This window comes from Halopseudomonas sp. 4NH20-0008 (assembly GCF_057548395.1).
Map to the genome: position 1 here is coordinate 121,296 of NZ_BAAJMD010000001.1, position 21,389 is coordinate 142,684.

General features: G+C 59.9%; 17 protein-coding genes, 1 other RNA gene and 1 riboswitch. Of the genes, 5 read left to right on the forward strand and 13 right to left on the reverse strand.

The annotated features are described in order from the left end of the window. Window positions 1-8: 8 nt before the first annotated feature. The 13 genes from AC27HQ_RS00500 to rnpB all read right to left on the reverse strand — a co-directional run bounded on the left by AC27HQ_RS00500 (window position 9) and on the right by rnpB (window position 14,043). Window positions 9-926 carry a D-alanine--D-alanine ligase gene (locus AC27HQ_RS00500; protein WP_487153859.1) on the reverse strand — a complete coding sequence of 306 codons (918 nt, stop codon included), beginning with the start codon at window positions 924-926 and terminating at the stop codon, window positions 9-11. Then, the gene (gene murC / locus AC27HQ_RS00505) at window positions 923-2,380 is read right to left on the reverse strand and encodes a UDP-N-acetylmuramate--L-alanine ligase (protein WP_487153860.1); all 1,458 of its coding nucleotides are present in this window, start codon (window positions 2,378-2,380) and stop codon (window positions 923-925) included. The genes AC27HQ_RS00500 and murC overlap by 4 nt, the downstream gene beginning before the upstream one ends. Next, window positions 2,370-3,443: an undecaprenyldiphospho-muramoylpentapeptide beta-N-acetylglucosaminyltransferase gene (gene murG, locus AC27HQ_RS00510; RefSeq protein WP_487153861.1), complete on the reverse strand. Its 1,074-nt coding sequence runs from the start codon at window positions 3,441-3,443 to the stop codon at window positions 2,370-2,372. The genes murC and murG overlap by 11 nt, the downstream gene beginning before the upstream one ends. Then, a complete protein-coding gene (gene ftsW, locus AC27HQ_RS00515; protein ID WP_487153862.1) occupies window positions 3,436-4,611 on the reverse strand; it encodes a putative lipid II flippase FtsW in 1,176 nt (391 codons plus the stop codon). Before ftsW ends, murG begins: the two co-directional genes overlap by 8 nt. Next, complete coding sequence (gene murD / locus AC27HQ_RS00520) at window positions 4,608-5,954, reverse strand: UDP-N-acetylmuramoyl-L-alanine--D-glutamate ligase (RefSeq protein WP_487153863.1); 1,347 nt, start codon at window positions 5,952-5,954, stop codon at window positions 4,608-4,610. Before murD ends, ftsW begins: the two co-directional genes overlap by 4 nt. Window positions 5,955-5,965: 11 nt before the next feature. Further along, window positions 5,966-7,048: a phospho-N-acetylmuramoyl-pentapeptide-transferase gene (mraY, locus tag AC27HQ_RS00525; protein ID WP_487153864.1), complete on the reverse strand. Its 1,083-nt coding sequence runs from the start codon at window positions 7,046-7,048 to the stop codon at window positions 5,966-5,968. A gap of 1 nt (window position 7,049) precedes the next feature. Next, entirely contained in the window at window positions 7,050-8,435 is a 1,386-nt protein-coding gene (locus tag AC27HQ_RS00530) for a UDP-N-acetylmuramoyl-tripeptide--D-alanyl-D-alanine ligase (protein WP_487153865.1), read from the reverse strand. Beyond that, the gene (locus AC27HQ_RS00535) at window positions 8,428-9,882 is read right to left on the reverse strand and encodes a UDP-N-acetylmuramoyl-L-alanyl-D-glutamate--2,6-diaminopimelate ligase (protein ID WP_487153866.1); all 1,455 of its coding nucleotides are present in this window, start codon (window positions 9,880-9,882) and stop codon (window positions 8,428-8,430) included. The genes AC27HQ_RS00530 and AC27HQ_RS00535 overlap by 8 nt, the downstream gene beginning before the upstream one ends. Further along, window positions 9,879-11,612, reverse strand: a complete 1,734-nt coding sequence (locus tag AC27HQ_RS00540; RefSeq protein WP_487153867.1) for a peptidoglycan D,D-transpeptidase FtsI family protein — start codon at window positions 11,610-11,612, stop codon at window positions 9,879-9,881. The genes AC27HQ_RS00535 and AC27HQ_RS00540 overlap by 4 nt, the downstream gene beginning before the upstream one ends. Next, the gene (ftsL, locus tag AC27HQ_RS00545; RefSeq protein WP_487153868.1) at window positions 11,609-11,914 is read right to left on the reverse strand and encodes a cell division protein FtsL; all 306 of its coding nucleotides are present in this window, start codon (window positions 11,912-11,914) and stop codon (window positions 11,609-11,611) included. Before ftsL ends, AC27HQ_RS00540 begins: the two co-directional genes overlap by 4 nt. Further along, the gene (gene rsmH / locus AC27HQ_RS00550) at window positions 11,911-12,843 is read right to left on the reverse strand and encodes a 16S rRNA (cytosine(1402)-N(4))-methyltransferase RsmH (protein WP_487153869.1); all 933 of its coding nucleotides are present in this window, start codon (window positions 12,841-12,843) and stop codon (window positions 11,911-11,913) included. Before rsmH ends, ftsL begins: the two co-directional genes overlap by 4 nt. Further along, a complete protein-coding gene (gene mraZ / locus AC27HQ_RS00555; RefSeq protein ID WP_487153870.1) occupies window positions 12,840-13,295 on the reverse strand; it encodes a division/cell wall cluster transcriptional repressor MraZ in 456 nt (151 codons plus the stop codon). The genes rsmH and mraZ overlap by 4 nt, the downstream gene beginning before the upstream one ends. A gap of 394 nt (window positions 13,296-13,689) precedes the next feature. Beyond that, window positions 13,690-14,043, reverse strand: an RNA gene (gene rnpB, locus AC27HQ_RS00560) — RNase P RNA component class A. Window positions 14,044-14,305: 262 nt separating this feature from the next. Next, a riboswitch (guanidine-I (ykkC/yxkD leader) is annotated at window positions 14,306-14,405 on the forward strand. 96 nt (window positions 14,406-14,501) lie between these two features. Here rnpB and AC27HQ_RS00565 point away from each other — a divergent pair. The 5 genes from AC27HQ_RS00565 (at window position 14,502) to uca (ending at window position 21,326) form a co-directional block, all read left to right on the forward strand. Beyond that, complete coding sequence (locus AC27HQ_RS00565) at window positions 14,502-15,320, forward strand: ABC transporter permease (protein WP_487153871.1); 819 nt, start codon at window positions 14,502-14,504, stop codon at window positions 15,318-15,320. Between the two features lies 1 nt (window position 15,321). After that, a complete protein-coding gene (locus tag AC27HQ_RS00570; RefSeq protein ID WP_487153872.1) occupies window positions 15,322-16,125 on the forward strand; it encodes an ABC transporter ATP-binding protein in 804 nt (267 codons plus the stop codon). 4 nt (window positions 16,126-16,129) lie between these two features. Continuing rightward, window positions 16,130-16,858 (forward strand): urea amidolyase associated protein UAAP1, encoded by a 729-nt coding sequence (locus AC27HQ_RS00575; RefSeq protein ID WP_487153873.1) that lies wholly within the window; start codon window positions 16,130-16,132, stop codon window positions 16,856-16,858. A gap of 12 nt (window positions 16,859-16,870) precedes the next feature. Then, complete coding sequence (locus AC27HQ_RS00580; RefSeq protein WP_487153874.1) at window positions 16,871-17,506, forward strand: urea amidolyase associated protein UAAP2; 636 nt, start codon at window positions 16,871-16,873, stop codon at window positions 17,504-17,506. A 220-nt stretch (window positions 17,507-17,726) separates the two neighbouring features. After that, on the forward strand, window positions 17,727-21,326 hold the full coding sequence (gene uca / locus AC27HQ_RS00585) for an urea carboxylase (RefSeq protein WP_487153875.1): 3,600 nt from the start codon (window positions 17,727-17,729) through the stop codon (window positions 21,324-21,326). Window positions 21,327-21,389 lie beyond the last annotated feature (63 nt).

Genomic DNA, 21,389 nt, shown 5'->3' on the forward strand with positions numbered 1-21,389 from the left:
GACTCTCCTCAGTAACTGGCGCTGGACAGTATCGCCAGCACCAGATCCGTGAATGTCATCCCGGCGGCACTGGCGGCCATGGGAACCAGACTGTGGTCCGTCATACCGGGCACGGTATTGACCTCCAGCAGATAGAAATTGCCACTTTGATCCTGCATCACATCGACTCGCCCCCAGCCCTTGCAACCCACTGCATTGAACGCCTGCAGGCACATCTCACCGAGGCGCGCCTCGGTTTCCGGACTCAGACCACAGGGACAGATGTACTGGGTATCATTGGTCAGATACTTGGCTTCGTAGTCGTAGAAACTGTGTGGTGTACGCAGGCGAATGGCTGGCAGTGCCTTGCCATCCAGAATCGCCACAGTAAATTCGGCGCCCGTGATCCACTGTTCAACCAGCGCCAGATCATCGTACTGACGGGCCGAGAGCCAGGCCTGCTGCAAATCAGCCAATGAGTCGACCTTGGCCATCCCGATGCTTGAGCCCTCATGGATCGGCTTGACAATCAAGGGGGTACCCAGAGACTCGACAATGCCGCTGCAATCCTGCTCTGAACGCAATACGGCATAGGCCGGAGTCGGCAGGCCCATGCTTTGCCACACCAGCTTGGTGCGCAGCTTGTCCATGCCCAGCGCTGAGGCCATCACGCCACTGCCGGTGTAAGGCAATTGCAGGCATTCAAGCAGGCCTTGCAGACTGCCGTCTTCGCCGCCACGGCCATGCAGGGCAATAAACACCCGATCAGGACGATTGCTGATCAATTGCTGAGCCAGGTCATTACCAGCATCAATACCGTAGGCATCCACTCCCGCCGCCAGTAATGCGTCGAGCACGGCCTTGCCCGATTTCAGCGACACGGCACGTTCGGCGGAACGGCCCCCGAACAACACGGCAACGCGACCCAACTCTTTGACATCTATCATGCCGATGCCTCCCCGGACGCCGGACTGCGTTCTGTCAAAGCCTCAGCCAGTTGCGCGGCCAGACCGCCAATATCACCGGCACCTTGAGTCAACAAAATATCGCCTGGCTGCAACACGGCCTCCAACAGCGGCATGACATCCGCGTTACGTTCCACATAAATGGGGTCAACCTGGCCGCGCAGGCGAATGCTCCGGCACAGCTGCTTGCTGTCGGCACCGGGGATGACCTCTTCGCCAGCCGGATAGACCTCCATCAACAGCAGTGCATTGGTCTCGGCCAGTACCTGAACAAAGTCCTCAAACAGGTCACGGGTCCGGGTAAAGCGATGGGGTTGATAGATCATCACCAGGCGCTTATCCGGCCAACCGGCGCGTACTGCCTTGATCACCGCAGCCACCTCACGGGGATGGTGACCATAATCATCCACCAGCATCACGTCGCCACCTTGAACAGGGAAATTGCCATACACCTGAAAGCGCCGTCCGACGCCCTCAAAGCCGGTCAGTCCCTTGATGATGGCGGCATCACTGACACCCTCGTCAGTAGCCACGGCAATGGTTGCCAGGGCGTTCAAGACGTTGTGCACGCCGGGCATATTGACCGACACGCGCAGATCTTCACGGCCGTCACGGAGCACGGTGAAATGCGTTTGCATACCCGACTGGCTGATATCCACAGCGCGGATATCAGCCTCTTCCGACTGCCCGTAAGTGATGACCTGACGATTGACCTGCGGCAGGATCTCTCGCACGACCGGATCATCAATACAGAGCACAGCCAGACCGTAAAACGGCAGGTTGTGCAGAAACTCTACAAAGGTGCGCTTGAGCTTGTTGAAGTCGCCACCGTAGGTGTCCATGTGGTCGGCATCAATATTGGTGACGATGGCAACCATTGGCTGCAGATGCAGGAAGGAGGCATCACTCTCATCCGCCTCGGCGACCAGATAGCGGCTTTCACCCAACTGGGCATTGGTACCGGCGCTGGTCAGGCGGCCGCCGATAACAAAGGTTGGACTCAGACCTTCGGCGGCCAGTACTGAGGCAATCAGGCTGGTCGTCGTGGTTTTGCCATGGGTGCCGGCCACGGCGATGCCGTGCCGATAACGCATCAACTCGGCGAGCATTTCAGCGCGCGGTACCACCGGAATGCGTTGATCAATGGCCGCCGCGACTTCCGGATTGCTGGTGTTGACCGCGCTGGATACCACCAGCACGTCGGCATTCTGCAGATTCTCCGGGCGATGACCGATATCCACGCGGGCACCAAAGCTTTCCAGCCGGTCAGTCACGGCCGAGCGTTTGAGGTCCGAACCTGAGACTTCGTAGCCCAGATTCAGCAGCACCTCAGCGATACCACACATGCCCACACCACCGATACCGACAAAGTGAATTCGGCGGATACGACGCATTTCCGGCAGGGTGAAGGTGGCCTTCTGGCGTTTACTGGTCATTGGCGACCTCCAGGCAGGCGCGAACGACATCCGCCGTAGCAAGGGGCTTGGCCTGACGGCGGGCATTATCGGCCATCGCGTGCAGTGTCTCCGGCTGGGTAAAAAGGCTGTTCATCTGTTGGCTCAGTTGTGCGCTGGTCAGCCCGGCCTGTGGCACCAACAAAGCGGCACCCTGTTTGGCCAGATAGGCCGCGTTGGCAGTCTGGTGATCATCAATCGCATGGGGCAGCGGAATCAGCAGGCCTGGACGTCCGGCAGCAGCCAGCTCACAGACGGTCAAGGCGCCGGCGCGACAAACCACCAGATCAGCCCAGGCATAGGCGGCTGCCATGTCGGCAATAAAGGGTTCGACCTGAATGCGCAGGCCAAGATCCGCATAGGCATCCTGGGTCGCCTGCACATGCTGCTTACCACACTGATGCAGGACCTCAGGCCGAACCTCTTCAGCCAGCGCAGCAACGGCAGCGGGCAGTAATTGATTCAGTGGCTGTGCGCCCAGGCTGCCACCGAGAACCAGCAAACGCGGCGTCCGCGTGCCTGACCAGTCGCTATCCGGAACCGCCAGTATCTCTTCACGTACCGGGTTACCGGTGGTACGGCGCTTGGGCGTATCGGCAAAACTTTCTGGAAAGCCTTCACAGCGGCGGGCGGCAAAGCGCGCCAGCATCCTGTTGGTGGTGCCAACCACGGCATTCTGCTCATGAATTACCAGCGGGATACCCTTGATCCAGGCAGCCAGACCAGCCGGACCCGTGACATAGCCACCGGCACCCAACACACAGACCGGCTGCAACTGCTTGAGTACGCGCAGTGATTGCACCAGTGCCCGGGCAATCAGCCATGGCGCCTTCAGCAGGCCAAGCTTGCCCTTACCGCGCAAACCCTGAATATCAATGTAATGAATCGGCAGATCGGCTGCGGGAATCAGTTCGGCTTCAATACCGCGGCGGGTTCCCAGCCAATGCACTTCATAGCCCTGGTCGACCAGCATGCGGGCACAAGCCAGCGCCGGAAAAACGTGCCCACCGGTACCGCCCGCCATGACCAGAATTCGCTTAGTCATTGATCGCCTCCCGCAACGCCTGACGGCGCTCCCAGTCAATACGCAACAACAGGCCGAGGGTAATGCAGCACACCACCAGGGAACTGCCGCCGTAACTGAGGAAGGGCAACGTCAGACCCTTGGTTGGCAGCAAACCAACATTCACCCCGACGTTGATCAGAATCTGGCCAATCCACATGATCGCCAGACCGTAGGCCAGGTAGGCAGGAAACAATCGGCCGGCACGCTCGGCCCAGAGTCCGATATACAGGCTGCGTACGGCCACGAAGATCAGCAGGGCAAAGGCCGACAAGGCTCCAATCAGGCCCAGCTCTTCAGCCAGTACGGCGAATACAAAGTCAGTGTGTGCCTCAGGCAGGAAGAACTGCTTCTGGATGCTGTTGCCCAGCCCCAGCCCAGTCCAGTGGCCACGGCCAAAGGCGATCAGCGCCTGACTCAACTGGTAACCCGAACCATAGGGATCGTCCCAGGGGTTGAGAAAGCCGATCATGCGTTGCAGGCGGTAGGATTCGGTGACGATCAATGCGCCAGCGGCGATGGTCAGCGAACCGAACAGCAGAATAAAGCGGAACAGACCTACGCCCCCCAGGAACAGCATGCCAACCGCCGCCCCCAGCAGCACCACAGTGGCACCGAAATCAGGCTCGACAATCAACAGGAAGGCCATCGGGAACAACACCATGAAAGGCTTGATAAAGCCAAACCAGCGCTCTTTGACTTCATCCTGACGATGCACCAGATAGCCTGCCAGAAAAACCACCGAAAACAGCTTGGCCAACTCCGAAGGCTGAACGTTGATCGGACCCACGGCAATCCAGCGCCAACTGCCGTTGACCTCGCGACCAATGCCCGGAATCAGAACGGCGATCAACAGGGCAAAACCTAGAAACAGCAACGGGAAGCGAAACTGCTCCCACAGCCGGATCGGAATAGACAGAACACAGACCAAAGCAGCCAAACCGATCAACAGATACACGATTTGCCGGGTCATGTAGTACAACGGATTGTTCAGCAACCCCGCCGCCACTTCGATTGATGCAGAAGACACCATGACCAGACCCAGACCGAGCAGACAGAATGCCGCCACCAGCAGCGGCATATCCATGTCGAAGCGACGCTGACCAACCAGCGGGCCGGCGTACTGCATCAGGGCCGAGGCAGCGATCATGACAAGGCCTCCACTGCAGCGGCAAAACGCTGCCCGCGTTCTTCGAAATTCTTGAACATGTCCAGGCTGGCGCAGGCCGGAGACAGCAGCACGATGTCGCCAGGCTGGGCCAGAGAACGGGCCTGGGTGACCGCCTCTTCAAGACTCTGTACGCGCAGCAGCGGGGCGCAACCGGTCAGTACCTGCTCTAGGATTGACGCATCGCGGCCCAGCAGAACCACGGCGCGGCAATGTTTGCTGACGGCATCACGCAGGGACGTAAAATCAGCGCCTTTGCCATCGCCACCGGCAATCAGCACCTGACGGCCCGTGCTACCAGCGGCAAAGCCTTCAATGGCGGCCAGCGCAGCGCCAACATTGGTGGCCTTGGAGTCATCGTAGTAATTGACCCCGGCCACTTCAGCGATCCACTGGCAACGGTGCGGCAGACCGGTAAACTCACGCAGTGCCTTGAGCATGGCCGCCATCGGCAAGCCTGCAGCGTGCCCCAGCGCCAGAGCGGCCAAGGCGTTGGCCTGATTGTGACTGCCGCGAATCTTCAGTTCCGATACCGGTATCAGCGTCTTGAACTCAAAAGCCAGGAACAGTTGTCCCTGCTCCTCAAGCAAACCGAAGCCCTTGAAATCCGGCCGCGACAGACCGAATCGCCAGCACGGCATCTGATCGGCCACCAGTGGCCGCGACAGCGCATCATCCCGGTTCACCACGATCTGGCGCACACCACGGAAGATCCGATGTTTGGCCAGGTGATACTTGGCCAGGCTGTCGTAGCGGTCCATGTGGTCTTCGCTGATATTCAGCACAGTGGCCACCTCGGCATTCAACTGCTCGGTGGTTTCCAGCTGAAAGCTCGACAACTCAAGCACATAAAGCTCGACCTTGTCGTCCAGCAGATCCAGCGCCGGGGTACCCAGATTGCCGCCCACGGCTACGCGCTTGCCCGCGGCCTTGGCCATATCACCGACCAGGGTAGTGACCGTGCTTTTCGCGTTCGAACCGGTAATAGCAACAATCGGAGCCTGTGCGGCCCGGGCAAAGAGTTCGATATCGCCGACAATGCTGACCCCAGCGGCCTTGGCGGCCAAGAGTGCTGGTGTTGACAGCGCAATGCCGGGGCTGACGATCAGTTCACCGGCAGCGCACAGCAATTGCTCATCCAACTCGCCAAGAAACAGGTCGGCCAGAGGTGCAAAGCGCTTCAGCTGTTCCAGTCCAGGCGGATTACTGCGGGTGTCACAAACCGCAAAAGGAATGCCACGGCCGGCCAAATAGCGCGCAACCGCCAGCCCGGTACTCCCGAGCCCGACGATAATCCGCTTCTTATCCGTGGTAATCAGTGACACCTTTCAGCTCCTCAACGCAGTTTCAATGTAGCCAGACCGATCAGCACCAGAACAACAGTGATGATCCAGAAGCGCACAATGACCCGTGGTTCGGGCCATCCTTTCAATTCGAAGTGATGATGAATCGGCGCCATGCGAAATACCCGGCGCCCGGTCAGCTTGAACGACGCCACCTGAACGATTACCGAGAGGGTTTCCACAACAAAGATGCCGCCCATGATGAACAGCACGATTTCCTGCCGCACAATCACTGCGATAACGCCCAAGGCGGCACCCAGAGCCAATGCCCCGACGTCACCCATGAAGACCTGAGCCGGGTAGGTGTTGAACCAGAGAAAGCCGAGACCCGCCCCGACCAGCGCGCCACAGAAGATGATCAGTTCGCCGGCACCGGCGACATGGGGAATCAGCAGGTATTCAGCGAAACGAATGTTGCCTGACAGGTAAGCAAAAATACCGAGGGCACCACCGACCATCACCGTCGGCATGATGGCCAGACCGTCCAGACCATCGGTCAGGTTGACCGCATTGCTGGAGCCAACAATCACGAAATAGGTCAGTACGATAAAGAGCATGCCCAGCTGGAATTCCACCTGTTTAAAGAAAGGTACGATCAGCGTGGTTTCAACCGGCGTCTTGGCGGCCAGGTACAGCACAATTGCCGCGGCAAGACCAAACACCGACTGCCAGAAATACTTCCAGCGAGACGGCAGACCGCGCGAGTTCTTTTCGATCACCTTGCGATAGTCATCAACCCAGCCAATCGCACCAAAACTGATGGTCACTCCCAACACAACCCAGACATACAGGTTGCTCAGGTCAGACCAGAGCAAGGTACTGACGGCAATGGCAACCAGAATCAGTGCCCCACCCATGGTTGGGGTGCCTTTTTTCGACAGGTGCGACTGCGGTCCGTCATTGCGCACAGACTGGCCAATCTGACGGGTCTGCAGGGTGCGTATCATCCAGGGACCGAGAAACAAGGCCAGGCCCAACGCCGTCAGCACGCCGAGAATGCCGCGCAGGGTCAGGTACTGGAATACCGCGAACCCGCTATGGAACTGCTGCAGGTATTGGGTCAGGAGTAACAACATATCAGCTGGCCTTATGCTTGTTATTGTCGGTTTCAGCGTCAGTAACCAGACCGGCTACCACTTCATCCATACCCGCCGTGCGTGAGCCTTTTACCAGCACGCGGACATTGGCATTCAATTCATTACGCAGGGCAGCTATCAACGCCGCCTTGCTGTCAAACAACTGGGCACCCTGACCAAAGGCCTCAAAGCTCAAGGCCGACAAGGTGCCAACGGCATACAGGGCATCAACACCCTTTTCCCGGGCATAGAGTCCAACTTCACGGTGACTTTGCTGCTCCCACTCACCCAGCTCGCCCATATCGCCAAGGACCAGCACGCGGAAGCCACCCAGGTCGACGAGCAAATCAATCGCCGCCATGACCGACGCCGGATTAGCGTTGTAGCTGTCATCGATGACCAGCGCGCCATTCAAACCCTGGCGTGGACAACCACGGCCACTGACTGGCTGCAGCTTGCTCAGGCCACGGCGAATGGTTTCCAGTTCGCATCCGAGTTCCAATGCAGCACCGGCGGCGGCCAGCACGTTGGCAATATTGTGGCGACCCAGCAGGTTCATCTGCACGGTAATCGAGCCCTTGGGGGTGACCAGCAGAAAGCCCGGACAGCCTCTGACATCCAGCTTGACTCCCTCGGCCCGCAACTCGGCAGTCGGGTTATGCATGCTGAAAGCTAGTGACTTGCGCTTGCCCAGCAGCTGATACCACTGCTCGAACCAGGGGCTGTCGAGGTTGATCACCGCCTGACCATCAGCGGGCAGACCCGACAGAATTTCCGACTTGGCCAGGGCAATGTTTTCCGGGCTGCCAAATCGTCCGACGTGGGCCATTCCGGCATTGGTCAGGATGCTGACGCTGGGACGCGCCAGCTGCATGCAGTAGTTGATGTCGCCCACCTGGGCTGCACCCATTTCGATCACAGCGAATTGATGCTCGGGCTGCAACTCAAGCAGGGTCAGTGGCACGCCGAGCTCGTTATTCAGGTTGCCACGGGTGGCCAGCACCGGGCCGCGCTCACGCAGCATGGCGGCGAGCATTTCCTTGACCGTGGTTTTGCCGCTCGAACCGGTAATCCCCACCACCGGGCCAGTAAAGGCATTGCGCGCCAATGCACCGAGTTGTCCCAGGGCATAACGGCAGTCATGCACCAGCAGCTGTGGCAGCGGGTCATCGACCAGATAACTGACCATGGCGGCAGCCGCACCGTTTTCACGCGCCTGCGCCAGGTAGTCGTGACCGTCCACCTGATGACCTGGCAGGGCGACAAACAAGCCGCCTGGCTGCACCTGACGGGCGTCAATGCTGACGCTATTGAACGTCGCATCAGCGCCGGGAAGGCTGGCTAATAGCGGCTTTAACAGGTCTGACAAACGCATTGATTCAAGCATGTTTCATCTCCCAATCCCGCAGGGCCGCCAGGGCTTGCTCACTGTCGCTGAATGGATGACGCACGCCGTTGATCTCCTGATAAGCTTCATGACCCTTGCCGGCCAGCAAAATCACATCACCGGCCTTGGCCGCCGCGATGCTGCGGGCAATGGCCTGCGCACGGTTGGCCACCACCTCGGCCTGTGCCGGACTGTCCAGGCCGAAAAGAATCTGTTTGATAATTTCTGCCGAGTCCTCGCTGCGCGGATTGTCATCTGTAACCAGCAGTTGATCGGCGCCCTGCTCGGCGACGCGCCCCATCAAGGGCCGCTTGCCGGTATCACGGTCACCACCACAACCAAAGACACAGGTCAGCTTGCCGCTGACATGGGCGCGCAATGCCGCCAGGGCTTTTTCCAGTGCGTCCGGGGTATGCGCATAATCAATCACCACCAGCGGCTGCGACCCGCCACCGAGGCGTTGCATGCGCCCGGCCGGCGCCTGCAAACCGGCAATCAGCGCCAGCGCACGCTGCATATCAATCTGCAGCGCCAACAAAGCACCCAGCACGGCAAGCAAATTGGACAGATTGAAGCTGCCCAGCAGCGGACTATGCAGCTCACCCTGCTGACCCTCGAAATGCACCAGGGCATGAATGCCCATGGCATCGAAGCGAATATCACTGCAGTGCAGGCTGGCCTCAGCGTCGTGCAGGCTGAAGCCAATGCAAGTCACGGGACACCGGGCTGCCAGCTCGCGACCAAAGGCATCGTCCAGATTGATCACCGCGCTGCCGCGGGTCAGATCAAACAGACGTGCCTTGGCAGCGCCATAACGGACCATGTCGCCGTGATAATCCAGGTGGTCGCGACTCAGATTGGTGAAGACAGCCAGATCAAACCCCAGCGCCGCTACGCGATCCTGGTCCAGGGCATGCGAGGAAACCTCCATGCTGACCCAGGCCGCGCCCTGATCCCGCAGCGCTGCCAGTGACTGCTGAACACGCAGGGCATCGGGTGTGGTCATGCCCTGATCTTCCAGACTACCGAGCAAACCGCTACCCAGGGTACCGATGACGCCGCAGGGCTGGTCGAGTTGATTCAAGGCCATGGCAAGCATCTGGCTGACACTGGTTTTACCGTTGGTGCCGGTGATACCGATCAGCTTCAAACTCTGAGCTGGCTCACCGTAAAAACGCCCGGCCAGCGCCGACAGCTGCTGCACCAGACCGGTGACCGGCAGCATGGGTACACGACTTGCCGGCAGGGTCGGCCAGTCAGCCTCATAGGCCACCGCGGCGGCGCCGGCGGACAGTGCCTGGGCAATAAATTCGCGACCATCGTGCTGAAGGCCCGGTACCGCCAGGAACAGCGTGCCTTTGCTGACATGACGGCTATCCAGACTCAGCGCATTAATCTGCACCGACTCACCGGTCCACTCCGGGAACAGCTGCTTGAGGGCAATCATCCGCGACCTCCCTCTGGCTGAACCGGCGGCAGCTCGACCTGTTGCAGCTCAGGCAAGTCATCGGGGGTGACGTTCAACAGACGCAGGGCACCGGACATGATTTCGGAAAACACCGGCGCTGCAACCAGGCCGCCGTAATATTCACCGCTGCTGGGCTCATCAATCACCACCACGGCAGCGAAGCGCGGGTTGCTGATCGGGGCCACGCCGGCAAAGACCGAGCGATAACGGTCAGTGGCATAGCCGCCGCCTGGCAGAGTCTTGTGCACCGTCCCGGTCTTGCCGCCAACCTGATAGCCCGGTACCCGAGCACGGGAGCCCGTGCCGCCTTCACCATCTACTGTGCCGCGCAACATGGTCAGCAACTGGCGACTGACATCCTCGGGAATCACCTGCACGCCCTGCTCCGGCTGATCAACGCGAAGCAGCGACAGTGGCACCCGGCGACCATAATTACCCAGGGTGGCATAGGCATGCGCCAGCTGCGTCGCCGTTACCGACAGGCCATACCCGTAGGACAGCGTGGCCGTTTCGATCTGCGGCCAGCGGCGATGGGAAGGTAAACGGCCAACGCTTTCACCGGGAAAACCCAGACCGGTGTATTCGCCCAGACCCAGCTGTTGCAGCAGGCCATGAATGTTTTCCGCGCCGATATCCAGCGCGATCTTGACCACGCCGACGTTGCTCGACTTCATGATCACACCACCCAGATCGAGCATGCCGTAATTGCGGAAGTCACGGACTGTCAGGGTCGACACGCGCATGGTCCCGGGGCGCGTATCCAGCACGGTACTGGCGTTGTAGCGACCGCTCATCAAACCCGCCGCCACGGTAAAGGTCTTGATCGGTGAGCCCGGCTCGAACACATCAATCAAGGCGCGGTTACGCATACTGTCCGGGCGCAGGTTGGCACGGTTGTTCGGGTTGTAGCTGGGCTGATTGGCCATGGCCAGAATTTCACCCGTGCGCACATCAATCAACACCGCCGAACCGGCCCTGGCATTGAATTGCTGCAACGCATCACGCAACTCGCGGTGGGCAATGTACTGCAGACGCAGATCAATCGACATGGTCAGGTCGTTGCCGGGGCGCGCGTTACTGATGACCTGAACGTCCTTGATCAGCCGTCCACGGCGGTCCTGCAGCACTTCGCGCCGTCCGGGTACGCCACGCAACCAGTCGTTATAGGTCAGTTCCAGACCCTCTTGGCCGGCTTCATCGACGTTGGTAAAACCAACCAGATGGGCCGCGACATCGCCCGCCGGATAAAAGCGCCGATATTCTTCAATGCTGTAAACCCCGGGGACCCGCAGGGCAATAACCGCTTCGCCGTCCTGCGGCGTCATGCCACGACGCAGGTAGATGAACTCGCGCTCAGCGTTGGCCCGCAGGCGCTCGGCAAAGGTTGCTTCGTCGGTGCCCAAGGCTCTGGCCAACTCGCCCCAGCGCGGCTCATGGGCAACCAGTTGCTGAGGATTGGCCCACAAGGTCAGAACCGGGGTGCTGACGGCCAGCGGCTCACCATGCCGATCCGTCACCTGACCGCGGTGGGCCGGGATCACGGTATGTCGCACGCTGCGCTTGTCACCTTCGTCCTTGAGAAAGTCCCGGTCGACAACCTGCAAGTCAACAATGCGCCAGCTGATCAGGGCGCAGCAAAGCGCCAGCAGACTGATGACCAGCCGAAAGCGCCAGGGGTGCAGACTGCCGTTGGGCTTGAGCCGCATCATGGCTTCACCAGGATCACTTCACGGGCCTCGGGAACCCGCATGCCGAGCTGACTGACAGCCAGGGATTCGACACGGTGATGAGCCGTCCAGGTGCTTTGCTCCAACACCAGCCGACCCCAATCAGCCTGGGCCTTTTCACGCTCGGTCATTTCCGCGGCCAGCTCATTGAGCAATACACGGCTCCAGTGCGCGCTGTAAGTCACACCCAGAGCACTGACCAGGATCAATACCCAGACGATCATCAACCAACCACTGCTGCGCGGCAGTCGGGTGGATTCGAGCAGCAGCTTCAACTGGCTCATGGCCGCTTCTCGGCAATACGCAGCACGGCGCTACGCGAACGCGGGTTACTGGCCACTTCGGCTACGGAGGGCTTGATTGCCTTGCCCACCAGATTGAGGCTGACCTGAATGTCCGCATCGCGGATCGGCAGGTCGCGGGGCAATGGCGCACCCTTGGCTTCGCGGCGCATGAACTGCTTGACCAGCCGATCTTCCAACGAATGGAAGCTGATAACGGCCAAACGGCCACCGGGCGACAGCACGTCAAGCGCCGCCTTGAGGCCATCACCCAGGTCATCCAGCTCACGGTTGATAAAGATGCGGATACCCTGGAAGGCACGGGTAGCCGGATGCTTGTGCTTTTCCCAGGCCGGGTTGGCCTCCTTCAGCACCTCAGCCAGGTCTCCGGTACGGGTGAAAGGCTGCTGGCTGCGACGCATCACCACTGCGCGCGCCATACGGCGGGCAAAACGCTCTTCACCGTACTCCTTGAGCACGGTGACAATGTCATCTTCACTGGCACTGTTGATCCACTCGGCAGCGCTTTGTCCGCTACCCGGGTCCATGCGCATGTCCAGTGGACCATCCTGCATGAAGCTGAAACCACGCTCGGCGTCGTCCAACTGTGGCGAGGAAACCCCCAGATCCAGCAGCACACCATCAACCTTGCCATGCAGACCCAGGTCTCGCAGGGCCTCGGCCATATCAGCAAACGTGCGTTGCATAACGACAAAGCGGCCGTCTTCGGCCGCCAGCTGCTCACCGACCCGGATCGCCTCCGGGTCCTTGTCGAAGCCAAGCAACCGGCCCTCCGCGGAGAGCCTGGCGAGTATCGCCCGGCTATGCCCGCCACGCCCGAAGGTACCATCCACGTAGCAGCCATCGGGCTTGATATCCAGCCCGTCCAGTGCTTCATCAAGCAGCACACTGATATGCGCGAAGGTATTCATAGGCTGAGGGTCTGCAGCACGTCCGGCAGCTCGCCGAGACTTTGTTGCTGGTCCAGGTAGGACGACGTGGTCGCCTCCCAGGCGTCCTCGCTCCACAATTCGAATTTGTCCAGCTGCCCGACCAGCATGACTTTTTTATCCAGACCGGCATGCTCGCGCAGCAGCGGCGGCACAACGAAACGACCGCTGTTATCCAGCTCGATTTCATTGGCATTACCAATCAACAGGCGATTCAGACGCTTGACTGCCGGATTCAGGTTGGGCGCTTTACGCAGCTGGGCTTCAACCGCCTCCCAGGCGGGCATGGGGTAAATCCAAAGGCAACGCTCTTCCAGGGCAATGGTGGCTACCAACTGGCCGGCGCACAGCTCGACGAGACGGTCGCGATAACGCGCCGGCATCGCAAGCCGCCCCTTGGCGTCCAGATTGATGGCACTGGTTCCCCGAAACACGTTTTCCGCTTCCCCTTGTTGACTGGCTTTCCATAAATGGGCGGGACTTACCAAATCTACCCACTTTTACCCACTTCACACCACTTCGGCACACTATAGGAAGCAGGACATACAGCGTCAAGCCGCTATTTGCGGAAAAATCCTTTATTGGCAGGGAGTTACGACGAACGGCAGGCAAACATCATGACCTAATAAGACAAATAATCAACGAGATCATTTACCCAAAACGCAAAGTTAAAGTGATTTGTGAGGAGTAAGATTTTTTCGTTCTGAGAAGGGATTTTTTAGCATCATTAAACGAGTGCGCACCACGGGCTGGCGCGCCAGACAAGCATCAAGCAGGGCAAAGCCTGCTAACCACCTACCCGGCACAGTGGCCGAATAGTTGAAGAAAAATAAGAGTTGGCCTGTAAGCCGGGTTCTGTCGTGAACAGTCATTCGTCTACGACAGCCATCACTGACTGCCTCTAGCAACCTACCCGAACCCAGTGCGGGCCACACCCAAGGGTTCCTATTTGGTCTTGCTCCGAGTGGGGTTTACCGTGCCACGGACTGTTACCAGCCGCGCGGTGCGCTCTTACCGCACCCTTTCACCCTTACCTGATCCCCTTGCGGGGCCATCGGCGGTCTACTCTCTGCTGCACTTTCCGTAGGCTCACGCCCCCCAGGCATTACCTGGCACTCCGCCCTATGGAGCCCGGACTTTCCTCCCTTCCGCAAGCGGAACGGCGACTGTCCAGCCAACTCTTGGACGCAAGGTTAGCCGTGAAAAGCACTGCCGGCAAGCACGATGTCCACTCGCCCCCATAAGGAGCACGACGCGCACCAATATAAGGCACAAACAGCACCAGCTGATCCACACCCTGTCCGCCCTGTTGCGGTGCAGCCCGCACCATCTCTGAACCTGAACAGGTTGGCATAGCCCCTGCATTGACCTGAACAGCAAACGAGATTCGCGGCGCAACCGGCCGCAGGCGTTGCCAGGCCCCCGGGCCTGAAACAACTTGATACCAATGGACAACTAGGGTTCCGGCCTGCCTGCAGGTGACTGGTCCGAGAGTTGTCGACCTCCGGCAGGGGGTTACACGGCGGGATAAAAGCCCGGGAGAGCCTCAGATCGCTGGGATCTCGTTACCTGTAACCGATGGAGCCTGCCATGCCTCAAACACTGCGCAAAACCCTGCTCAGCCCAACGGAGAGCATGCCATGTCACGCCTGATGAACCGAAAACCAGGCCGCGTGCTGCAGCTTGGACTATTTCTGTTGCCCTTCGCCTTGCTGCTGCTGTTCTATCTGGCCAGCTCCCAGGCACGCCTGAACGAGAACCCAAACGACAAATTGCTGCCAAGTTTCACGCAGATGGCCGACGCGGTCGAACGTATGGCCCTCACCCCTGATCGGCGTACCGGAGCCTATCTGTGGTGGGACGATACTGGTGCCAGCCTTAAGCGCCTGGGTACAGGCCTGGGTATTGCCGCAGTCGCCAGTCTGGTGCTGGGAATGGCCATGCTGATCCCACTATTACGCACACCATTGTCGCCGTTGGTGACAGTCATCTCGATGATTCCTCCCCTGGCGATATTGCCGATTCTGTTTATTGTCATGGGCTTGGGCGAGCTGTCAAAGGTGATGCTGATCGTTATTGGCATCACGCCGGTCTTGATCCGTGACATGCAGCAACGGGTCAGTGAAATTCCCGATGAACTTCTGATCAAGGCGCAGACGCTGGGCGCCAACACCTGGCAAGTACTGATCCGAGTGGTACTGCCGCAGTTGTTACCGCGCCTGCTTCAGGGCTTGTGTCTAGCCCTTGGCCCCGCCTGGTTATTCCTGATTGCTGCTGAGGCCATCGCCTCCACGGACGGGCTGGGTTACCGCATCTTCCTGGTGCGCCGCTATCTGGCCATGGACGTGATTCTGCCCTATGTGGCTTGGATTACCCTGCTGGCCTTCATTATGGACCGCGCCCTGAAAGGGCTGTGCCGGGGTCTTTTCCCCTGGTTTGAACCCAAGGGAGGCCGCTGACATGAGCCGTATCTCTATCCGCCATGTATGGCAGCAGTATGACGACACCGTGGTATTGGAAAACCTCAACCTGGAGGTCGCCAACGGTGAATTCATTACCATGGTTGGTGCCTCAGGCTGTGGAAAATCTACCTTCCTGCGATTGTTACTGGGCCAGGAAAAGCCAAGCAAGGGTCAGATTCTGCTTGATGATCAGCCGCTGGCTGCCGAACCCGGACCGGAGCGCGGGGTGGTATTCCAGCGCTACTCTGTCTTCTCGCACCTGACCGTGCTCGGCAATGTAATGCTTGGCCTTGAGCTGCAGGCTTCACCACTGCTGGGTCGCCTGCTGGGTCGGGCCCGACGCGAAGCCCGTGAGCAAGCCGCAGCCATTCTCGAGAAAGTCGGCTTGGGTCATGCCCTGAATAAGTACCCGCATGCCCTATCGGGCGGCATGCAACAACGCCTGGCGATCGCCCAGGCGCTGGTCAAGGCGCCGCGCATTCTACTGCTGGATGAGCCCTTTGGCGCACTTGACCCAGGTATCCGCAAGGACATGCACGATCTGCTGCTGGAACTCTGGAAACAAAGCGGCCTGACCGTATTCATGGTGACCCACGACCTGGCCGAGGGTTTCACCCTGGGCACGCGCCTGCTGGTATTCGACAAGACCCGCATCGACCCTCAGGCGCCCGGCGCCTATGGTGCCCGCATCACCTATGACATCCCGCTGAACACAGATCGCAAGGCAGCCCGGGCCGCCGTCGAAGCCTTGCCCGAGCACCTGACCCGTGAACTTGCCCCAGCGCATCTGCAAGGAGCCTGACCTGATGACCCTGCCAACGCCCCTGCGCCCGACCTTCTACCGGGAGATTCTTCCCGGCGGTGGGCATACCTCCTTTGTTCTCAAGCGCGGTCAGATGCTGCGCCTGACCGACTGCGAAGGCGGCGCCAATGTCAGTCTGCTGCTGTTCAATGCAAATGAAAAAAGCGAGCGTCTGAACCTGCCCGATAGTCTCAAGTGCCAACACACTGCCAAACTGACCGCCGGTCACTGCCTGTATTCGGATATGGGCCGGGTGCTGGCCGCCATCGTTACCGATACCTGTGGCTGGAGTGACAGCTTTGGCGGTGTGCTGAATGCCGATGAAGTGCTGGAAAAATACGGTGCAGGGCGCTATCAGGAACTGCGCAACGGCTTTTACCGCAACGGCGTGGACAACTTGCTGGTCGAGATGGGCAAGTGGGACATGCAGCTCTGCGACCTGCTGATGACCCTGAACCTGTTCAGCAAGGTCACCGTCGACGGCGATGGCCGCTTTGCCTTTCAGCCCGACAACAGCCAGGCCGGCGACATTATCGAACTCTACGCACCGATGGATACCCTGGTGGTCATGACCGCCCTGCAACACCCGATGGACCCGAATCCAGAGTACGCACCCAAGCCGGTCAAGCTGAGCTGGCATCGCGTGGCCGATGACGGCATCACCATTCTCTGCCGCCGCACCCGCGAAGAAAACCTGCGCGGCCTGCATAACACCGACCGGATCTTTCTCTGAGGGAACATACCCATGACTCTGACCCACAGCGACAAGCAGCCCGGCAACGCCGTATACCGCGCCAACATTCCGGCCGGTGAACCGTGGCTGATCGACATCAAGGCCGGACAAACCCTGCGTCTGCTTGATCTGGAAGGCAATCAGGCAGTCGACACGCTGTTCTTCAGCGCTGAAAACCCACGGGAGCGCTACGACGTGCAACGCACCCTGCGCAAACAGAACGCTGTGTATCTGACCACCGGCAGTGTGCTGTACAGCAATCTCGGCAAGCCGATGCTGACCATCAGTGCCGATACCTGCGGCCGCCACGACACGCTTGGCGGCGCCTGCGCCCAGGAAAGCAATACTGTGCGCTACGCCCTGGATACCCGTTACATGCACAGCTGCCGCGACAACTTTCTGCGGGCCAGCCTGCACGACGGTCGTCTGCGCAAGGCCGATATCAGCCACAACATCAATTTCTTCATGAACGTGCCCGTCACCCCCGAAGGTGGCCTGACCTTTGAGGACGGCATTTCCGGCGCCGGCAAGTATGTCGAGCTGGTCGCGCATATGGACATCATCGTGCTGATCTCAAATTGCCCGCAGCTGAACAACCCCTGCAACGGCTATAACCCGACGCCGGCGGAGATACTGGTTTGGGATTGATTAGCTAATAGCTGGAAGCTGGAAGCTGGAAGCTGGAAGCTGGAAGCTGGAAGAAAGTGTGCAGCAAGTACCAGAAAAGGTCCGAAATTACACCTATTAGTCAAATCCAGCTCGGGTTACTTCAAGCTTCCAGCTTCTAGCCTCCAGCTAACTATTTTGACTCCGGGACGGCCCGGGGGCCTTGCATTCTGATCCAGGACGACCTGGCCGAGGAACAACCATGTTCGATACCTTGTTGATCGCCAACCGTGGCGCTATTGCCTGCCGTATTTTGCGTACGCTTAAAGACCTTGATGTTCGCGGCGTGGCCGTTTACTCGGAGGCAGATGCGGCCAGCCTGCATATTCAGGCTGACCAGGCCATCTCACTCGGTGAGGGGGCGGCCACTGGCACCTATCTGGATGTCGCTAAGATCCTCGACGCGGCAAAGCAGAGTGGTGCCCAAGCGATCCATCCTGGCTATGGCTTTCTGTCGGAAAATGCCGCCTTTGCCGAAGCCTGTGAGGAAGCCGGCATCGCCTTTGTCGGACCGACACCGGAACAACTGCGGGTCTTTGGCCTGAAACACACCGCGCGCGCCCTGGCCAAGCAGCATGGCGTACCCCTGCTGGAAGGTACCGAGCTGCTCGACAGTCTGGAATCGGCGCTCAGTGCCGCCGAGCAGGTGGGTTATCCGGTGATGCTCAAGAGCACGGCAGGCGGTGGCGGCATTGGCATGCGCGTGTGCCGAACGGCCAGCGAATTGAGTGAGGCTTTCGACACGGTCAAGCGTCTGGGACAGAACAACTTCAGTGACGCTGGCGTGTTTATCGAAAAATACATCGAGCGCGCCCGTCATCTTGAAGTGCAGGTATTCGGTGATGGTTGCGGCGAGGTGTTGGCGCTCGGCGTGCGTGACTGCTCGGTACAGCGCCGCAATCAGAAAGTCATCGAGGAAACACCCGCGCCCAATCTGCCCGAGGGCATGGCCGAGGCGCTGTGCGCAGCGGCGATCAAACTGGCCAGCGCCGTCAACTACCGTAGCGCCGGCACGGTCGAGTTTGTCTACGACAGTGAAGCCGAGCAATTCTATTTCCTTGAGGTCAATACCCGACTGCAGGTCGAGCATGGTGTTACCGAGCAGGTCTGGGGCGTCGATCTGGTGCGCTGGATGATTGAACTGGCGGCCGGCGATCTGCCCCCACTGGCGGAGTTGGGCAAATCTCTGCAGGCCCGCGGCCACGCCATTCAGGCCCGCGTTTATGCCGAAGATCCAGGCCGTGACTTCCAGCCCTGTCCGGGGCTGCTCACCGCCGTCGACTTTCCCGCCGCCGACGGCAAGGCGCTGCGGATTGATACCTGGGTAGAAGCCGGCTGCGAAATACCGCCCTACTTCGACCCGATGATTGCCAAAATCATTTGCTGGCAGCCAACCCGCGAGGCAGCTAGTGCAGCTCTCCACACAGTGCTGGGCGAGACCCAACTCTATGGTGTGGAAACCAATATCGCCTATATCCGCCAGATCCTGCTGGATACGCCCTTCGCCAGCGGCCAGCCGTGGACACGCTGCCTTGAACAGCTGCGTTACCAGTCCAACACCTTCGAGGTGATCAGCGGCGGCACCCAGACCACCGTTCAGGACGTACCCGGACGCCTGGGCTATTGGGCTGTCGGCGTGCCACCCTCCGGCCCGATGGACAACCTGGCGCTGCAATTGGCGAACCGCCTGCTGGATAACCCCCAGGATGCCGCCGGTCTGGAAATCACCATGAACGGCCCGCTGTTGAAATTCAACACCGCTGCTGTTGTCGCCGTCACCGGCGCGGAAATCCCCGTCACGCTGGACGGAAGTCCACAGCCCATGCACACCAGCCTGTTTGTTCCGGCGGGCAGCCAACTGGCCCTCGGCACCCTTGCCGGGGCCGGCGTACGCAGCTACCTGGCCATTCGCGGCGGCATTCAGGTGCCGGACTATCTTGGCAGCAAGAGCACCTTTACCCTGGGACAGTTTGGTGGTCACGCCGGGCGCGCCCTGCGGGCCGGCGATGTGCTACATCTTCCAGCACTGAGCGACCCGAACGCCGGCGCCAGTCTGACTGCAGACCTCTGTCCAGCCCTGCCAGAGGTGCGCAGCCTGCGTGTAATCTATGGCCCGCATGCCGCGCCTGAATATTTTACCCCGGCCTATATGCAGCGCTTCTTGGAAACCGAGTGGGAGGTGCATTTCAACTCCAGCCGCACCGGCATTCGCCTGATCGGTCCAAAGCCGGAGTGGGTGCGTGAGGACGGCGGTGAGGCCGGCCTGCATCCCTCGAATATCCATGACAACCCTTACGCCATTGGCGCTGTGGACTTTACCGGCGACATGCCGGTTATCCTCGGGCCAGATGGGCCGAGCCTGGGCGGCTTCGTCTGCCCGGTGACCATCATCGAAGCCGATCTATGGCAGATGGGCCAGCTCAAGGCCGGTGATCGTGTGCGTTTTCTTCCGGTTGGGCTAGAGACAGCACGCGAACTGGCCCTGCTACGCCAGCGGGAAATCCAGCAACTGCAGCCCCTGTGTCCGGCCAGTAGCCCGGCAGTCGAGCCCCCTTCCCCCATAGTACTGTGCATTGGTGCAGCCGATACCCAACTGGTGGCACGGCTGTCCGGTGATACCCATCTGCTACTGGAAATCGGCCAGCCTGAGCTGGATCTGGTCTTGCGCTTTCGCGGTCACGCACTGATGCAGGCGCTGGAGGCCATGCAGCTGCCCGGCGTCAGCGACCTGACCCCCGGCATCCGTTCCTTGCAGGTGCATTACCAACCGGAGGTCCTGCCACTGGCGCAGCTGCTGAAGATTATCGAAGGCGCCTGGGAGCAGGTTGTCAGCGCTCGGGATCTCAAAGTGCCCTCGCGCATCGTCCATCTGCCGCTGTCCTGGGATGACCCGGCCTGTCAGTTGGCCATCGAGAAATACATGACCACAGTGCGCAAGGACGCCCCCTGGTGCCCGAGCAATCTGGAATTCATCCGTCGCATCAATGATCTGCCCAACCTTGATGAGGTGCATCGCACCGTGTTCGAAGCCAGCTACCTGGTCATGGGCCTGGGTGATGTCTACCTGGGCGCCCCGGTGGCCACACCGCTGGACCCCCGGCACCGACTGGTCACCACCAAATACAATCCGGCACGGACCTGGACTGCGGAAAACTCCGTGGGTATTGGTGGCGCCTATATGTGTGTCTATGGCATGGAAGGGCCCGGCGGCTATCAGTTCGTCGGCCGCACCCTGCAGATGTGGAACCGCTACCGCGAGGTCGAGGCCTTCGGCGGCAAACCCTGGTTACTGCGGTTTTTTGATCAGATCCGCTTCTTCCCGGTGTCTGCCGATGAGCTCACGCGTATCCGCCGCGACTTCCCACTCGGTCGTTACCCGCTGCAGATCGAGGAAACAGAACTGCATCTGAATGCCTATCAGGCCTTTCTGCAACAGGAGGTCGAGGGCATTCAGGCCTTCCGCGATCAGCAGCAGGCCGCTTTCAAGGCCGAGCGCGAGCGCTGGATAGCTAATGGGCAAGCTGATTATGACAGCGAGGAGGTGGCCGCCGAGCTGAGCGATGAGACGCCGCTTAAGTCCGGACAAATCGGCCTGGACAGCCACATTGCCGGCAACCTCTGGCAGGTGCAGGTCACAGAAGGCACGCAAGTAAAGGCAGGGGATGTGCTGGTGATACTCGAGTCAATGAAAATGGAGATACCGCTGCTGGCGCCCTGCGACGCCGTCGTTACCCGGATTCACGTGCAACCTGGCTCAGCCGTGCGGGCCGGTCAGCGGGTAATGGTGCTAGAACAGGCCTAGCCTGCACACTCAACTTCCGACAGGAAAACTCACCTGGGAATGGCCGAGTTCCACCTCGGCCAG

What these genes read in the sequence shown, in the direction of transcription:
- AC27HQ_RS00500 (WP_487153859.1), bottom strand. Translation starts at nt 926, where the DNA reads ATGATAGATGTCAAAGAGTTGGGTCGCGTTGCCGTGTTGTTCGGGGGC.
- murC (WP_487153860.1), bottom strand. Translation starts at nt 2,380, where the DNA reads ATGACCAGTAAACGCCAGAAGGCCACCTTCACCCTGCCGGAAATGCGT.
- murG (WP_487153861.1), bottom strand. Translation starts at nt 3,443, where the DNA reads ATGACTAAGCGAATTCTGGTCATGGCGGGCGGTACCGGTGGGCACGTT.
- ftsW (WP_487153862.1), bottom strand. Translation starts at nt 4,611, where the DNA reads ATGATCGCTGCCTCGGCCCTGATGCAGTACGCCGGCCCGCTGGTTGGT.
- mraY (WP_487153864.1), bottom strand. Translation starts at nt 7,048, where the DNA reads ATGTTGTTACTCCTGACCCAATACCTGCAGCAGTTCCATAGCGGGTTC.
- AC27HQ_RS00530 (WP_487153865.1), bottom strand. Translation starts at nt 8,435, where the DNA reads ATGCTTGAATCAATGCGTTTGTCAGACCTGTTAAAGCCGCTATTAGCC.
- AC27HQ_RS00535 (WP_487153866.1), bottom strand. Translation starts at nt 9,882, where the DNA reads ATGATTGCCCTCAAGCAGCTGTTCCCGGAGTGGACCGGTGAGTCGGTG.
- AC27HQ_RS00540 (WP_487153867.1), bottom strand. Translation starts at nt 11,612, where the DNA reads ATGATGCGGCTCAAGCCCAACGGCAGTCTGCACCCCTGGCGCTTTCGG.
- ftsL (WP_487153868.1), bottom strand. Translation starts at nt 11,914, where the DNA reads ATGAGCCAGTTGAAGCTGCTGCTCGAATCCACCCGACTGCCGCGCAGC.
- rsmH (WP_487153869.1), bottom strand. Translation starts at nt 12,843, where the DNA reads ATGAATACCTTCGCGCATATCAGTGTGCTGCTTGATGAAGCACTGGAC.
- AC27HQ_RS00565 (WP_487153871.1), top strand. Translation starts at nt 14,502, where the DNA reads ATGTCACGCCTGATGAACCGAAAACCAGGCCGCGTGCTGCAGCTTGGA.
- AC27HQ_RS00570 (WP_487153872.1), top strand. Translation starts at nt 15,322, where the DNA reads ATGAGCCGTATCTCTATCCGCCATGTATGGCAGCAGTATGACGACACC.
- AC27HQ_RS00575 (WP_487153873.1), top strand. Translation starts at nt 16,130, where the DNA reads ATGACCCTGCCAACGCCCCTGCGCCCGACCTTCTACCGGGAGATTCTT.
- AC27HQ_RS00580 (WP_487153874.1), top strand. Translation starts at nt 16,871, where the DNA reads ATGACTCTGACCCACAGCGACAAGCAGCCCGGCAACGCCGTATACCGC.
- uca (WP_487153875.1), top strand. Translation starts at nt 17,727, where the DNA reads ATGTTCGATACCTTGTTGATCGCCAACCGTGGCGCTATTGCCTGCCGT.